The following is a 15,267-nucleotide window of genomic DNA, read 5'->3' as shown; positions in this document are numbered from 1 at the left end:
GTCCGATTGCCACCGCACGCCATATTGAGCCGACAGCCGGCTTCAAGGATTGCTTGTGATCACCCCCGAGGAACTGCGCGCCATCGCCTCCTGGTCCCATGATCTTTCCGAGGCGGAATTCGAGGAGGCGCGGCGCGGCATCTCCTTCAAGAGCTATGGCAAGGGCGCCTCGATCTGCCATGTCGGCGACCGGCTGGAATCCTGGACCGGCGTCGCCGACGGACTGGTCAAGATGGCGACGACCTCGAAATCCGGCAAGACGGCGACGCTCGCCGGCCTGCGCTCCGGCGCCTGGTTCGGAGAAGGCACCGTGATCAAGGCCGAGGCACGCCGCTACGAGCTGGTGGCGCTGCGCGAATCCCGGATCGCCCTGATGCGCCGCTCGACCTTCCTCTGGCTGTTCGAGCATTCGGCCGCCTTCAACCGCTTCCTCGTCCACCAGTTCAACGAGCGCCTCGCCCAGTTCATCTCGCTCGCCGAGACCGAGCGTACGCTGGATTCCACCGGCCGGCTGGCCCGCAACCTCGCCTGGCTGTTCAATCCCATCCTCTATCCCGATCTCGGACGCACGCTGGCGATCTCGCAGGAGGAGCTCGGCATGCTCGCCGGCATTTCCCGGCAGATGGCGAACCAGGGTCTGGCCAAGCTCGCCGATCTCGGCCTGATCGAGCTCGGGCATGGCAGCATCACCATCCGCGACCTCGATCGGCTTTCGCGCTACGAAGGGTGAAGGGCCGCTACGGCACCAAATCGCCTTTCGCGCGTTGCTTATCCCGAACAGCCAATGGCTGAGAAAGGAACCGCTGCAATGTTTGGCCTCCTCGACCTGTTCTCGAAACGGGTCACCGATCAGCTCACCGAATATGCCGCCGTCCAGTCGGATATCGCCCGTCGCCTCTGGGGCAATTGGCTCGATCCGTTCCAGGCATGCCAGCCGGTGAAAATCCGCAATGACCGGCGAAGCACCGATCCGCGAGCTGGTGGGCGCCGCTAGTTTCGGATGACCGCCATCGCATCTCGAACAGCCCGCCATTCCCCGGATGGCGGGCTTTCGCCATGACGATTCTCGCCGTCAGGGCGTATTACGCGGGCTCGTTGAACACCGCCTCGATCGCGTAGCCGTCGGGATCGATCACGAAGGCGGCGTAGTAATGCGGCCCGTAGTGAGGACGCAGTCCGGGTGCGCCATTGTCGCGCCCGCCATGCCAAAGCGCTGCCTCATGGAATCTGTCGACCGCTGCGCGATCGGGCGCGGCAAAGGCGAGGTGGAAGCCCGGCCCCGGCGGCCGCTGACCCTCCGGCTTGAGCTTCAGCGCCAGCTTGTCGCCTCCGCCCGGCCAGCCGTAGCCGACCGCCTGCCCGGTCTCGCCGGGCCGCAGGTCCGACCAGACCCGGACATAGCCGAGCGGCGCCAGCACCGCGTCGTAGAAGGCGCAGGCACGCTCGATACCGGCAACGCCGAAAGACAGATGATGAAGCATGAGTCTGTCCGCCACCGTCGCAGGCACGGTTCCGCCCGCCGATTCAATCGGCCGAATTCGTGAGGAAAATCAGGGCCGAAGCAAAAGCGCACGCAACACATCTGCGTGAGAAGCAAACTTCGGCGGGACGATAATCACCAAAAGGCGAATTGTCTGTCAAGCGGGTCCTTGCGAAGATGATGGCCGCCTGCAAGTCTTGCATGAGAACGAGGCCGGAAACCGGCCCGCGGAAGTCGCCACGACGCATGGCGGCTCGACAGGGAGAACGCAATCGTGGCAAGCGGCACCGCCGGCGAGGCGGATACCTTTCCGAAATTGCTGTTGCGCAATGCAAGGGAGCGCGCCTCGCGCGTGGCCTTCCGCCACAAGGACCTGGGCATCTGGCAGTCCTGGAACTGGGCCGAGGTCGCGACCCATGTCCGCGATTTCGCCGAGGGCTTGCGGCAGCTCGGCCTGAAGCGCGGCGAGAAGGTCGCGATCATCGGCCAGAACCGGCCGAAGCTCTACTGGTCGATGTGCGCGGCGCAGTGGCTCGGTGCGATTCCCGTGCCTGTCTATGCCGATGGCGTCGCCGAGGAGATGGCCTATGTCCTCGACCATGCCGAGGCGGTCATCGCCGTGGTGCAGGACCAGGAGCAGGTCGACAAGCTGCTCTCGATCACCGAGCGCCTGCCGCATCTCCGGCACATGCTCTATGACGAGCCCCGGGGCCTGCGCGACTACGACCACAGCAAGCTCCACGCCATCGAGACGGTGATCGAGGCCGGCGCCAAGGCGCTGAAGGACCCGCAGATCGAGGCCGCGCTGGCCCGCGAGATGGAACAGGGCCAGGGCTCCGATCTCGGCATCATCCTCTATACCTCCGGCACGACCGGACGGCCCAAGGGCGTGATGCTCAGCCATTTCAACGTCCTGATCGCCGCCGAGATCGGCTGCGGCTTCGACGGGCTGAACGAGACCGACGAGGTCATCGCCTATCTGCCGATCGCCTGGGTCGGCGACCATGTGTTTTCCTATGCGCAGGCGATGCTGGCGGGCTTCTGCGTCAATTGCCCGGAAAGCCCGGACACGGTGATCGACGACCGCCGCGAGGTCGGCACCACCTATGCCTTCGCCCCGCCGCGCGTCTTCGAGAACATGCTGACCGTGACCATGGTGCGCATGGAGGATGCCGGCGCGCTCAAGCGGAAGATGTTCCACTATTTCCTCGACGTCGCGAAGCGCTATGGCGAGCAGATCCTGAACGGCGAGAGCGTGCCGCTGAAGGGCCGCCTGCTCTACAAGCTCGGCGACATGCTGGTCTACGGCCCCCTGCGCAACCGCTTCGGCCTGACCAATATCAAGGTCGGCTACACCGCCGGCGAGGCGATCGGCCCCGAGCTCTTCCGCTTCTACCGCTCGATCGGCATCAACCTGAAGCAGCTCTACGGCCAGACCGAGGCCGGGGTCTACATCACCATGCAGCCGAACGGCGAGATCAAGGCCGACACCGTCGGCAAGCCCGCGCCGATGGTCGATATCCGCATCGACGACAATGGCGAGGTGCTCTACCGCTCGCCCTCGATCTTCGGCGGCTATTACAAGGACCCCGACAAGACCGCGGAGACGATGACCGCCGACGGCTATGTCCGCTCCGGCGATGCCGGCTTCTTCGACGACGGCGGCCACCTCAAGATCATCGACCGCGCCAAGGATGTGGGAAAGCTCAACAGCGGCGACCTCTTCCCGCCGAAATACATCGAGAACAAGCTCAAGTTCTATCCCAACATCAAGGAGGTCGTGGCTTTCGGCCAGGGCCGCGACTATGCCACCGTCGCGCTCAATATCGACCTCATCGCCGTCGGCAACTGGGCCGAGCGCAACAATGTGGTCTACGCCTCCTATCAGGAGCTCGCCGGCCACGATCTCGTCTACGACATGATCGCCAAGCATGTCGACGAGGTGAACCGCTCGCTCGCCTCCGAGCCGATGATGGGCGGCGCCCAGATCAAGCGCTTCCTGATCCTGCACAAGGAGCTCGATGCCGACGACGGCGAGCTCACCCGCACCCAGAAGGTCCGCCGCGGCTTCATCGCCGAGCGCTACGCCCCGCTGGTCACCGCACTCTATGACGGCTCGGACGCCGCCGACATCTCGACGGAAGTCACCTTCGAGGATGGCCGCAAGGGGGTGATCTCGGCCCGCGTCAAGGTGCGCGACGCCAGGCTCTATCCCGTCACGGTCGAGGGGGCGCCGTCCGCGGCGAAGGCGGCATGAACGCGGAACCGATCAACGTGACCGGCGTGCCCGTCCGCGACAAGGGCGAGGTCCTGCTCTCGGTCGAGAACATCTCGCTGCGCTTCGGCGGCGTGAAGGCGATCACCGACGTCTCCTTCGACATCCGCAAGGGCGAGATCCGCGCCATCATCGGCCCCAACGGCGCCGGCAAGACCTCGATGCTGAACTGCATCAACGGCTTCTACCAGCCGCAGGAAGGCCAGATCGTCTTCAAGGGCGAGCGCCGCGCCAAGATGCGCCCGCATCGCGCCGCCGCCGGCGGCATCGCCCGCACCTTCCAGAACGTCGCGCTGTTCAAGGGCATGTCGACGCTCGACAACATCATGACCGGCCGCACGCTCAAGATGAAGAAGGGCTTCTTCTGGCAGGCCCTGCGCCACGGCCCGGCGATGCAGGAGGAGATCGCGCATCGCCGCGTCGTCGAGGACATCATCGACTTCCTGCAGATCGAGCACATCCGCAAATTGCCTGTCGGCAAGCTGCCCTACGGCCTGCAGAAGCGCGTCGAGCTTGGCCGCGCGCTCGCGATGGAGCCGGAGCTGCTGCTGCTCGACGAGCCGATGGCCGGCATGAACCTCGAGGAGAAGGAAGACATGTGCCGCTTCATCCTCGACGTGAACAACCAGTTCGGCACCACCATTGCGTTGATCGAGCACGACATGGGCGTGGTGATGGACCTCTCCGACCGGGTCGTCGTGCTCGAATACGGCCGCAAGATCGCCGACGGCACGCCTGACGAGGTCAAGGCGAACCAGAAGGTCATCGACGCCTATCTCGGCGTGGCGCATTGAGGAGCGTGGAGACATGAGCGACATCGCCACCCGCCCCGCCCCGAACCTTCTCGCCAACCCGCTGGTCAAGGCCGGCCTGATCGTTGCGGCCGTGATTGCGGCACTCGCGATCGGAGTCCGGCTCGATTCCACCAACACGCTCTACGCGATCTTCGTCGACCCGTTCCAGCAGATGGCGCAGGCGCCGGACCTGCTGGTGCAGACGGTCTGGGAAGGGCTCGTCTCCGGGGTGCTCTATGCGCTCATCGCGCTCGGCTTCGTGCTGATCTTCAAGGCCTCGGGCGTGTTCAACTTCGCCCAGGGCATCATGGTGGTGTTCGCGGCGCTGACCCTGGTCGGCCTCTACGAGAAGGGCGTGCCGGCCTTCCTCGCGGTCATCCTGACGCTCGGCGTGATGTTCGCGCTCGCCGTCACCATCGAGCGCGTGGTGCTGCGCCCGCTGGTCAACCAGCCCGACATCATCCTGTTCATGGCGACCTTCGGCATCACCTATTTCCTGATCGGCTTCGGCGAAGCGCTCTTCGGCGGCAATCCCAAGCAGATGATCGCCGAGCAGCTCTACCTGCCGAAAGGCGCGGTCGACCTGCAGATCCTCGGCGGGCTGGTCTCGCTCCAGAAGATCGATATCGCCGCCGCCCTCATCGCCTCGCTGATGATTGCCGCGCTCGCCGCCTTCTTCCAGTACACCCGCATCGGAAGAGCCTTGCGAGCGGTGGCCGACAGCCACAAGGCGGCGCTCTCGGTCGGCATCTCGCTCAACCAGATCTGGGTGATCGTCTGGTTCACCGCCGGCATCGTCGCGCTGATCACCGGCATCATGTGGGGCGCCCGCTCGGACGTGTCCTTCGCGCTGGAGATCGTGGCGCTCAAGGCCCTGCCGGTGCTGATCCTCGGCGGCTTCACCTCGATCCCCGGCGCCATCGTCGGCGGCCTGATCATCGGAATCGGCGAGAAGCTCGGCGAGTTCTACTGGGGCCCGCTGATCGGCGGCGGCATCGAGAGCTGGCTCGCCTATTTCATCGCCCTCGGCTTCCTGCTGTTCCGGCCGCAGGGCCTGTTCGGCGACAAGATCATCGAACGTATCTGAGGAGCCGGACGACATGCTCTACCGCGAGGCCGGCCAATACAAATCCACCTATTCCGCCGACATGGCGGTCTTCCCCCTCAGGGAGGACCGGATCGGCATCGCCGTCATCTTAGGCGTCGCGCTGGTCGCCATCCCCTTCCTGGGCAGCGACTTCTTCATCGCCTCGGTGATGATCCCATTCCTGATCTTCTCGCTGGCGGCGGTCGGGCTCAACATCCTCACCGGCTATACCGGGCTGATCTCGCTCGGCACCGCCGCCTTCATGGGTGTCGGCGCCTATAGCTGCTACAAGCTGACCACGATCTTCCCGGGCGTGAACATCATCGTCCTGATCCTGCTCTCGGGGTTGTTCTCGGCCGGCATCGGCGTGCTTTTCGGCCTGCCCTCGCTGCGCATCAAGGGCTTCTACCTGGCGGTCGCGACGCTCGCCGCGCAGTTCTTCCTGCAATGGGCTTTCGTGCGCGTGCCCTGGCTGTTCAACTACAACGCCTCGGGCGCGATCGAGGTGCCGCAGCGCACGCTCTTCGACATCCCCCTGACGGGTGCGTCCGCGACCCCGGAGACCCGCTATTTCGTCTGCCTCGGCCTCGTCGTGGTGCTGACCTGGTTCGCCTCCAACATCGTCCACGGCAAGCTCGGCCGTTCCTGGATGGCGGTGCGCGACATGGATATCGCCGCCGAGCTGATGGGTATCAAGCTGCTCAATGCCAAGCTCGCCGCCTTCGCCGTCTCCTCCTATTTCTGCGGCGTCGCCGGCGCGATGATGATCTTCCTCTGGTACGGCGGCGGCGAGGCTGCGGACGTGTTCTCGATCCGCCTCTCCTTCAACATCCTGTTCATGGTCATCATCGGCGGCCTCGGCTCCCTGATCGGCTCCTTCTTCGGCGCGGCCTTCCTGTCGATCCTGCCGACGGCGCTGAAATTCGGCCTGCCGGCGCTCGGCATCCCGATCCAGGGCGCGGCGGCCGAACATGTCACCTTCATGCTGGTCGGCGCGCTGATCATCATCTTCCTGATCGTCGAGCCGCACGGCCTCGCGAGGCTCTGGCAGATCGGGAAGCAGAAATTGCGGACGTGGCCCTTCCCGTACTGACGCGGGAGAGAGCCCAAGAAACGACCGGCACGACAGAAGCGCCGGCGAAAACAAGACGGGACCGGCTGGAACCGGCCCGGAGGAAACGAACGGAGGAAGTCCATGAAGACCAGCAATCTGTTGAAGGGTGCAGCCCTCGGGGCCCTGTTCGCCGCCGGCGCGCTTGCCCCGGCCATGGCGCAGGACAGCGTCTACTTCGCCAACAACGCCTATCGCACCGGCCCGTTCTCGGGCTCGGGCATCCCGATCGGCGACGGCATGCGCGACTACATCACGATGATCAACGAGCGCGACGGCGGCGTGAACGGCGTCAAGGTCATCTACGAGGAATGCGAGACCGGCTACGACACCAAGAAGTCGATCGAGTGCTACGAGCAGGCCAAGTCGAAGAACACCATCGTCTACTCGCCCTGGTCGACCGGCGCGACGCTGGCCGCGATCCCGCGCGCTCATGTCGACAAGATCCCGATCCTGTCGATGGCCTACGGCCTGTCCTCCTCGGCCGACGGCACGAATTTCCCGTGGGTCTTCATCCCGCCCTTCACCTACTGGGACGGCGCCTCCGTCATGGTGAAGCACATGGCGGCCGAGCTCGGCGGCATGGACAAGCTCAAGGGCAAGAAGCTCGGCCTGATCCATCTCGACGCGCCCTTCGGCAAGGAGCCGATCCCGGTCCTCGAGAACCTCGCCAAGAAATACGGCTTCGAGCTCAAGCTCTATCCGGTGGCCGCCGCCGACATGCAGAACCAGGGCTCGCTCTGGCTCTCGATCCGCCGCGACCGGCCGGACTTCCTCTATAACCAGGGCTGGGGTGCGATGAACCCGACCGCGGTCAAGGAAGCGGCCAAGAACAATTTCCCGATGAACAAGCTGGTCGGCGTCTGGTGGGCCGGTGGCGATGACGACGCCCGCGCTGGCGGCGACCAGGCCAAGGGCTACAAGTCGCTGAGCTGGACGCTCGCCGGCACCGAGGCGCCCGCCATGCAGGACATCCTCAAATACGTGGTCGACAAGGGCAAGAGCACGACGCCGAAGGAGAAGGTCGGCGAAGCGCTCTACAACCGCGGCGTCTACAACGCGATGCTCGTCGTCGAGGCCGTGCGCAACGCGCAGAAGCTGACCGGCAAGAAGGTGATCACCGCCGAGGACATGCGCCGCGGCCTGGAATCCCTCAATCTCACCGAGGCGCGCCTCAAGGAGATCGGGCTTGGCGGCTTCGTCACGCCGACCACGATCTCCTGCGCCGACCATTCCGGCCACAGCAAGATGTTCGTCTCGGAATGGGACGGCACCAAGTGGACCAAGAAGGGCGACTGGGTCGAGCCTCTGAAGGACGAGGTCCGGCCGCTGATCGAGGCCAACGCCAAGGACTATATCGAGAAGGCCGGCAACTGGCCGAAGCGCACCGAGCCCTGCGAAAAGTCGTCCTGATCTGACGGCAGCCGGCGGCGGCTCTCCGCCGCCGGCACCCCATCGATACCGATTGTCCGGGAGAGGCCGATGTCGACCGCCACCCTCGAAAAGCAGGCCGCCGCGACCGCGAGCGACACCATCCTGTCGCTCAACAACATCGAGGTCATCTACGACCATGTCGTGCTGGTGCTGAAGGGCGTCTCGCTCACCGTGCCGCGCCAGGGCATCGTCGCGATCCTCGGTGCCAACGGCGCCGGCAAGACCACGACGCTGAAGGCGATCTCCAACCTGCTCAAGGCCGAGCGCGGCGAGGTCACCAAGGGCTCGATCGTCTTCGACGGCGAGCGCGTCGACAGGATGTCCCCGAACGAGCTCGTCCGGCGCGGCTGCATTCAGGTCATGGAAGGCCGGCACTGCTTCGGCCATCTCTCGATCGAGGAGAACCTGCTGACCGGCGCCTTCACCCGCCGCGACGGCAATGCCGCGATCAAGCGCGACCTCGAGAAGATCTACACCCTGTTTCCGCGCCTGAAGCAGCGCCGCTCATCGCAGGCCGGCTACACCTCCGGCGGCGAGCAACAGATGTGCGCCATCGGCCGCGCCATGATGTCGAACCCCAAGATGATCCTGCTCGACGAGCCCTCGATGGGCCTCGCCCCGCAGATCGTCGAGGAGATCTTCGAGATCGTCCGCGGGCTCAATGCCGACGAGGGCGTCTCCTTCCTCGTCGCTGAGCAGAACACCAATATGGCGCTGCGCTACGCGACCTATGGCTACATCATGGAGACCGGCCGCGTCGTCATGGACGGCGAAGCCAAGATGCTGCGCGAGAATGAGGACGTGAAGGAATTCTATCTCGGCGTCGCCGAGGGCAACAAGAAGTCCTTTCGTGAAGTGAAGAGCTACAAGCGCCGCAAGCGCTGGCTGTCGTGAACGCACGATCCGGCACCGCACCCGACAGACGAGACCCCGCCATGACAGAGCACCACGACGCGCTCGAAACCCGTTCGCCTGCCGCGCGCGAGGCCGACCTCTTCGCAAGGCTGCCGGCGGTGCTGGCAGCAGCCCTGAAAGCGCCGGCCTATGCCGAACGGCTCGCCGGCATCGACCCCGATGCGATCACTGACCGCAAGTCACTGACCGGCCTGCCCATCCTGCGCAAGGCGGAACTCCCGGCGCTTCAGAAGGCGGCCCTGCCCTTCGGCGGCTTCGTCTCGGAGGCAGCTAACTCCTTCGGTCGGCTCTTTACGTCTCCCGGTCCGATCTTCGAGCCTGAAGGCACCGCTGCCGACGCCTGGGGCGCCGCACGCGGCCTCTACGCCGCCGGCTTCCGGCCGGGCGATATCGTATTGAACACGCTGAGCTATCACCTGACGCCTGGCGGCTTCATCATGGATTCCGCCGCACGCGCGGTGGGCTGCACCGTGATCCCGGCAGGTCCCGGCAATACCGAGCAGCAGATGGAGGTGATCTCCGCCTACCGCCCGAGCGCCTATGCCGGCACGCCCGACTTCCTGAAGATCCTGATCGAGGCGGCCGAGACGCGCGGCGTCGACATCTCCTCGATCAAGCGCGCGGTGGTCTCCGGCGCCGCCTTCCCGCCCTCGCTGCAGGCCTGGGTCAGGGAGCGCGGCATCGATGCCTACCAGCTCTATGCCACCGCCGATGTCGGCGTCATCGCCTATGAGACGGCAGCCCGCGAAGGCATGGTGCTGAATGAGAACCTGATCGTCGAGATCGTCCGGCCTGGCACCGGCGACCCCGTTCCAGAGGGCGAGGTTGGCGAGGTCGTGATCACCAATCTAGACCCGCATCATCCCCAGATCAGGCTCGCGGTCGGCGACCTCACCGCCATCCTGCCGGGCGTGAGCGCCTGCGGTCGCAGCAACACCCGGATCAAGGGCTGGATGGGCCGCGCCGACCAGACTGCCAAGATCAAGGGCATGTTCGTGCGGCCCGAGCAGGTCGCCGAGATCGCCAGGCGCCATGCCGAGATCGCAAAACTCCGCCTCGTCGTCGGCCGTGCCAACGAGACCGACACGATGACGTTGAAGGCCGAGATCTACGCCGAGGCCGCCGGCCTGATCGACGCGGTGTCCTCGACCTTGCAGCAAGTGACGAAGCTGAAGGGTGCGGTCGAAATCCTCCCGCTCGGCGCGCTGCCGAACGACGGCAAGGTCATCGCCGACGAACGCCCCGTGGGGTGACGCCGCGCGTCACCACGCGATCGGCTTCTCCCCCTGCTCGTCCAGCCACGCATTCGCTCGGCTGAACGGCTTCGAGCCGAAGAACCCTCGCCGCGCCGACAGCGGCGAGGGATGCGCGCTGGCGATGACCAGATGTCGGCTCTCGTCGATCAGGGGCCGCTTCGTCTGCGCTGGATTGCCCCAGAGCAGGAAGACCACATGCGGCCGCTGGCGCGAGACAGCCGCGATCACCGCATCCGTTACCGCCCCCCAGCCGAGCGAGAGATGCGAGCCGGCCTTGCTCGCCCCTTCCCGCACCGTCAGCGCCGTGTTGAGCAGCAAGACGCCCTGCTTCGCCCAGCGCGTCAGGTCGCCGTCCGAGGGCGCGGGCTCTCCCAGGTCTTCAGCTCGCTCCTTGTAGATATTGACGAGCGAGCGCGGCAGCGGCGGCGGGCCGACATAGGAAAAGGCGAGCCCGTTGGCATGGCCCGGCGTCGGATAGGGGTCTTGGCCCAGGATCACGGCCCGGACCGCATCGAGCGGCGTCAGCGCCAGCGCGGCGAAGACCCGTTCCGGTGCCGGAGCCACCACATGCCCGGCCGACCGCTCGGCATCGACCGCCGCGCAGGCGCGCGCAGCAGCCCCATCGGCCGCGAAGACCGGCAGCTCGCGCCAGCCGGCTGAATTCCCGCTCGCCAGGAAGGCTGCGAGCGCTTCAGTACATTTCACTTCAGGACCGCCCGGCCTTCGACCCTGGCATCGACTGTGCCGAGCTTGCGGACATAGACCATCACCTCATTAGCCATCAGCTTGCCGTCGGTGAGGCCGATCAGCGTCCTGCCGCGGCTCAGCGCCGTGTAGCCGTCACCGCCTTCCAGCATGAAGTTATTGGAGGCGACGGTGTATTTGCCGGCCGGATCGATCGGCTTGCCGTCGACAGTGACGGCACCCACGCGCGAGCCCTGCGGCTGCTTGAGATCGGCCTCGAATGTCAGGCCGGACACCACCGGGAAGCGCCCGGCGCCCTGCGGCGCATCGCGCAGGCCGTTCTCGATCGCGTCCTTCACGTCCTTGCCGGTGATCTCGACCATCACGGTGGCGTTTCCGAAGGGCAGTTCGCTCAATACGTCACGGCGCGTCAGCTTCTGCCCGGCCGCGTATTGCTTGTTGGCGCGGATGCCGCCGGCATTGGTGATGGCGAGCTGCGCGCCGGTCGCGGAGCGGATCGCATCGGCGATCAGGTTGCCGATCGCGGTCTCCTGCGTGCGGATGACGCCGGTGCGGGAATCGAGCGGCGCGGCCAGCGTCGCGATGTCGACGTCGAGCTCCTTCGACAGCTCGCTCTCGTAGCCCTTGATGATGGCGGCGACATCCGCGTCCGGCGTCGCTGCGCGGGAATCGTTGACGCGGAAGGTCGGCGTCCACGAGACCTGCCGCGCCGCCCCCTCGCCCTTGACGCTGACGGCGATGTCGATCGCGGTGACGTAATTGCCCTCCTCGTTCGACTCGACCATCACCACCTTGCCGTCATAGGCAATGGCGAGATCGTGGTCGTGGCCGGTGAGCACGATATCGACCACGCGCGAGCGCACGATCTCGTAATCCGTCTTCCGGTCGGCATGGACGACGGCGACGAGAATATCGGCGCCCTCGCCCTTCAAAACCTTGGCCTCGCGGCGCAGCGCCTCCATGGTCGAGGAGAATTTCAGGTCACCGGGGAAGGATACCTGCGGGGTCGGGTCGAAGGCGGCGCCGATGACGCCGACCTTGATGCCGCCGAGCTCGAAGATCTGCGAATCCCTGTGATGCGGCAGGATGCTGCCGGCAGCGTCACGCAGGTTTGCGGCGAAGGTCGGGTAGCTCTGCGCTGCCGTCAGCTTGAGGTAGTTCTCCTTGCCGAAATCGAATTCGTGGTTGCCGGGCACGAAGACGTCGATGCCCATCTTGTTCTGCATCGCAACGATATGCGCGCCCTGGTCGAAGCCCGACATCAGCGAGGGCGAGTAACAGTCGCCGGCATGGCAGAACAGCACCGGCACGCCCTTGGCACGCTCGGCCTTGGCGATGCCAGCCGCGCGCGCGAAACCGCCGCGGCCCTTGTCGTCGCTCATCTTGTAGATGTCGTTGAGCAGCAGCAGCGTGAAGCTCGGTGCCGGCTGCTGGGCCATCGCCACGGGCGCGGTCGCAGCGAGCGTCACTGGCGCCGCCAGGACACCGAGAGCCTTGCGGCGGGTGAGCTTCGTCATGGCAAGCGCCCCTATGTCCTGAGAACCGCTCCAGACTAGCAAGAGGAGCGAGGCGCTGACCAGAGGGGTTTCGGGCCGCCCGACGGCGGGAAGCAGTGTCGCACCCCTGCCATTCGAGCAGCTTCAAGGCTGGACGAAAGCGCGAACTCGTCTAAATCACGACGCCAAGGAGTGCACGCGTTCATGACCGCTGACATCGCCGCAGTGCCGGCCCGCGAGGCCGCTTCCCTGCCACCCGACCATCCGAAGGTACAGTACGGCCGCATCGGCGTGCTCTTGATGAATCTCGGCACGCCCGAGGGCACCGGCTATTGGCCGATGCGCGCCTATCTCAAGGAATTCCTCTCCGATCGCCGCGTCATCGAGGAGCCCCGCTGGAAATGGTGGCCGATCCTCAACCTGATCATCCTCTCGACCCGGCCGGGCCGGAAGGGCAAGGACTACGCCTCGATCTGGAACAAGGAGCGTGACGAGGGCCCGCTCAAGACCATCACCCGCTCGCAAACCGAGCAGTTGGCCGAGCGCCTGAAGCCGTTGGCCGGAGAGCGCGTCGTCTTCGACTGGGCCATGCGCTACGGCTTCCCCGATGTGCAGAGCCGGCTGAAGGCCCTGCTCGACCAGGGTTGCGATCGTATCCTGCTGGTGCCGCTCTATCCGCAATATGCCGCGCCGACTTCGGCGACCGCCTGCGACCAGGCTTTTCGCGCGCTGATGCAGATGCGCTGGCAGCCTTCGGTGCGCGTCGCCCCGCCCTATCACGACGACCCCGTCTATATCGGCGCGCTCGCCCGCTCGATGCGTGCCTCGCTGGCGAAGCTCGATTTCGCGCCGGAGGTCATCCTCTGCTCCTTCCACGGCATGCCGAAGGAGTATCTGTTGAAGGGCGACCCCTATTATTGCCAGTGCGTGAAGACCTGGCGCCTGCTGCGCGCCGAGCTCGGCCTCTCCGAGGAGCAGTTCCCGCTGACCTTCCAGTCGCGATTCGGTCCGGACGAGTGGCTCCAACCCTATACCGACGAAACGGTGAAGGCCCTGGCCCAGGCCGGGAAGAAATCGATGGCGATCGTCGCGCCGGGCTTCTCGGCCGATTGCCTGGAGACGCTGGAAGAACTCGACGGCGAGAACCGCGAGATCTTCCTGCATAATGGCGGCGAGAAATTCGCCTACCTGCCCTGCCTCAACGATTCCCCCGAAGGCATCGACGTCATCGCCGAGGTCGTGCAGCGCGAATTGATGGGCTGGCTCTGAGCTAGCCCTCGCCGGCGACGAAGCGCGCCACGCTCTCGGCGACCGGGCGCACCTTCAGGATGCGGCGGTGGCCGAGCCCGTCCGTCGCTTCCAGCCGGACGAACGGGCCGGCCTGCTCCAACGCCTCGGCATGCGCGAAGCCCAGTTCGCGATCCTGCCGATCATGGATCACCAGCGTCGGCAGGCCGATCGCCTTGAGCTGGAGCGGCGCCTCAAAAGCCTCGACCGGATTGCCGGCGACGACATGGATGCGCTGCTCCAGCGCCGCCTGCCCGCGCCGGCCGAGACCGATCGCATGGCCGAATTGCCGGGTGATCCGAGTGATCGAGGACGGCGCCGAGATCAGCACGAGCCGATCCGCGCTGACCACCGGCTGTCCCCTGACCGAGCCCGCCAGTGCGGCCAGCGTGATCGCGCCGCCGAAGGAATGGGTGACGATCGCGTGGAATGGCCCGAACACCCGCGCGACCGCCGCAAGGCTCGCGACGCCGAGCGGAATATTGAGCTCCCGCCCCGTCGAGGCGCCATGGCCAGGCAGGTCGAAGGCGACGACCCGGAAGCCAGCCGCCAGGAGCGGCTCGACGAAGCCCGTCATCGAGGCCGCATCGCCGGTCCAGCCATGGACCAGCAGCACCGTCCGGGTCGGCGCCTGCTCCTCAGGCTCGAAGACATAGGCCTGCACGCTCCCGCACGGAAACGGTATCGCGCGCAAGCTCGCTTGTCGCAGCCGCGGCGGCTGCCCCATCTTGCCGTTTCCGTTTCGCGTCGACGGCCTCGGCGGGGTACAGAAGAGGCGGAAGGCCAGCCGGCCGGCTGTGCGCGGAGCTATGAAGCTCGCGGCCCGGACCAGCGGGCGCATGTAGCGAAGGGTGGCAGTGGTCATGGCGAAGACCCGATCTTGTTCAGCGCTGAACCATTATGTTCAGTCATGAACAAAATACAAGCCCCTTCTGCTTCGCCTGAAGCGCAGGTCCTGCCCTGGGAATTGCCGCGTTTCCGCAACTGGATCGCCGTCGCCCGCGCGCACAGCCTCTGGGAGAAGGTCTTCACCGAGGCCCTGGCGCCGCTCGACATCCAGCTCGCGCATTACGACGTGCTCGCCAATATCTTCCATGTCCCCGGCCTCTCCCAGCAGGCCTTGGCCGAGAAGCTCCTGGTCGGGCGCAGCGCGATGAGCATGCTGCTGCCCGTGCTGGAGAAGCGCGGCCTGATCGAGCGCCGTAATGACGAGGCCGACAAGCGCCTGCGCCGCCTCTGGCTCACGCCTGCCGGAGAAGCGCTGACCCGCAAGGCGATGGCGGTCCATGTCGCCGAGATCGAGGCGATGATGCAGGTCTTGAGTGACGAAGAATGCAACGCCGCCGGCGAGGCGATGCGCCGCGTCGGTAAGGCTCTCGAAGCGCGTGGCGGCGCGGCAACGAGCCGCCCCGAAAAGCCGTAAATTC

15 protein-coding genes are annotated in these 15,267 nt (G+C 65.8%); 11 read left to right on the top strand and 4 right to left on the bottom strand.

Features of this window, described 5'->3' with window-relative positions; translation table 11 throughout:
• Window positions 1-55: 55 nt before the first annotated feature.
• Complete coding sequence (locus AC1RLU_RS18190) at window positions 56-730, top strand: Crp/Fnr family transcriptional regulator (protein ID WP_061965938.1); 675 nt, start codon at window positions 56-58, stop codon at window positions 728-730.
• Between the two features lie 78 nt (window positions 731-808).
• A complete protein-coding gene (locus AC1RLU_RS18185; protein ID WP_113586842.1) occupies window positions 809-994 on the top strand; it encodes a hypothetical protein in 186 nt (61 codons plus the stop codon).
• A gap of 88 nt (window positions 995-1,082) precedes the next feature.
• Here AC1RLU_RS18185 and AC1RLU_RS18180 read toward each other — a convergent pair whose 3' ends face one another.
• The gene (locus AC1RLU_RS18180; RefSeq protein WP_492797269.1) at window positions 1,083-1,481 is read right to left on the bottom strand and encodes a VOC family protein; all 399 of its coding nucleotides are present in this window, start codon (window positions 1,479-1,481) and stop codon (window positions 1,083-1,085) included.
• 270 nt (window positions 1,482-1,751) lie between these two features.
• Between AC1RLU_RS18180 and AC1RLU_RS18175 the strand changes: the two genes are divergently transcribed.
• From AC1RLU_RS18175 to AC1RLU_RS18145, 7 genes are all read left to right on the top strand, one after another.
• On the top strand, window positions 1,752-3,737 hold the full coding sequence (locus AC1RLU_RS18175; protein ID WP_061965932.1) for an AMP-dependent synthetase/ligase: 1,986 nt from the start codon (window positions 1,752-1,754) through the stop codon (window positions 3,735-3,737).
• On the top strand, window positions 3,734-4,549 hold the full coding sequence (locus AC1RLU_RS18170) for an ABC transporter ATP-binding protein (protein WP_061965930.1): 816 nt from the start codon (window positions 3,734-3,736) through the stop codon (window positions 4,547-4,549). Before AC1RLU_RS18175 ends, AC1RLU_RS18170 begins: the two co-directional genes overlap by 4 nt.
• Before the next feature lie 172 nt (window positions 4,550-4,721).
• Window positions 4,722-5,636 carry a branched-chain amino acid ABC transporter permease gene (locus AC1RLU_RS18165; protein WP_061966074.1) on the top strand — a complete coding sequence of 305 codons (915 nt, stop codon included), beginning with the start codon at window positions 4,722-4,724 and terminating at the stop codon, window positions 5,634-5,636.
• A gap of 13 nt (window positions 5,637-5,649) precedes the next feature.
• Window positions 5,650-6,729, top strand: a complete 1,080-nt coding sequence (locus tag AC1RLU_RS18160) for a branched-chain amino acid ABC transporter permease (RefSeq protein ID WP_492797267.1) — start codon at window positions 5,650-5,652, stop codon at window positions 6,727-6,729.
• A gap of 102 nt (window positions 6,730-6,831) precedes the next feature.
• Complete coding sequence (locus AC1RLU_RS18155; protein ID WP_492797265.1) at window positions 6,832-8,160, top strand: ABC transporter substrate-binding protein; 1,329 nt, start codon at window positions 6,832-6,834, stop codon at window positions 8,158-8,160.
• Window positions 8,161-8,229: 69 nt separating this feature from the next.
• Window positions 8,230-9,075 (top strand): ABC transporter ATP-binding protein, encoded by an 846-nt coding sequence (locus AC1RLU_RS18150; RefSeq protein ID WP_061965924.1) that lies wholly within the window; start codon window positions 8,230-8,232, stop codon window positions 9,073-9,075.
• Window positions 9,076-9,116: 41 nt separating this feature from the next.
• The gene (locus AC1RLU_RS18145) at window positions 9,117-10,349 is read left to right on the top strand and encodes a phenylacetate--CoA ligase family protein (protein ID WP_492797263.1); all 1,233 of its coding nucleotides are present in this window, start codon (window positions 9,117-9,119) and stop codon (window positions 10,347-10,349) included.
• A 9-nt stretch (window positions 10,350-10,358) separates the two neighbouring features.
• On the opposite strand, the gene ung is transcribed toward AC1RLU_RS18145, so the two are convergent.
• Both ung and AC1RLU_RS18135 read right to left on the bottom strand, forming a co-directional pair.
• The gene (gene ung / locus AC1RLU_RS18140) at window positions 10,359-11,057 is read right to left on the bottom strand and encodes a uracil-DNA glycosylase (RefSeq protein ID WP_492797262.1); all 699 of its coding nucleotides are present in this window, start codon (window positions 11,055-11,057) and stop codon (window positions 10,359-10,361) included.
• Window positions 11,054-12,574, bottom strand: a complete 1,521-nt coding sequence (locus tag AC1RLU_RS18135) for a bifunctional metallophosphatase/5'-nucleotidase (RefSeq protein ID WP_492797261.1) — start codon at window positions 12,572-12,574, stop codon at window positions 11,054-11,056. The genes ung and AC1RLU_RS18135 overlap by 4 nt, the downstream gene beginning before the upstream one ends.
• A gap of 183 nt (window positions 12,575-12,757) precedes the next feature.
• On the opposite strand from AC1RLU_RS18135, the gene hemH reads away from it, so the two are divergent.
• Window positions 12,758-13,822, top strand: coding sequence for a ferrochelatase (gene hemH, locus AC1RLU_RS18130; protein WP_492797259.1), 1,065 nt, complete (start codon window positions 12,758-12,760; stop codon window positions 13,820-13,822).
• A gap of 1 nt (window position 13,823) precedes the next feature.
• Here hemH and AC1RLU_RS18125 read toward each other — a convergent pair whose 3' ends face one another.
• A complete protein-coding gene (locus tag AC1RLU_RS18125; RefSeq protein ID WP_492797258.1) occupies window positions 13,824-14,504 on the bottom strand; it encodes an alpha/beta fold hydrolase in 681 nt (226 codons plus the stop codon).
• 246 nt (window positions 14,505-14,750) lie between these two features.
• Between AC1RLU_RS18125 and AC1RLU_RS18120 the strand changes: the two genes are divergently transcribed.
• A complete protein-coding gene (locus AC1RLU_RS18120; protein ID WP_492797256.1) occupies window positions 14,751-15,263 on the top strand; it encodes a MarR family winged helix-turn-helix transcriptional regulator in 513 nt (170 codons plus the stop codon).
• The last annotated feature ends 4 nt before the right edge of the window (window positions 15,264-15,267 follow it).

It is taken from the genome of Allobosea sp. GW822-FHT05A11 (assembly GCF_058800455.1).
This window is presented reverse-complemented; position numbering and strand designations above follow the sequence as displayed.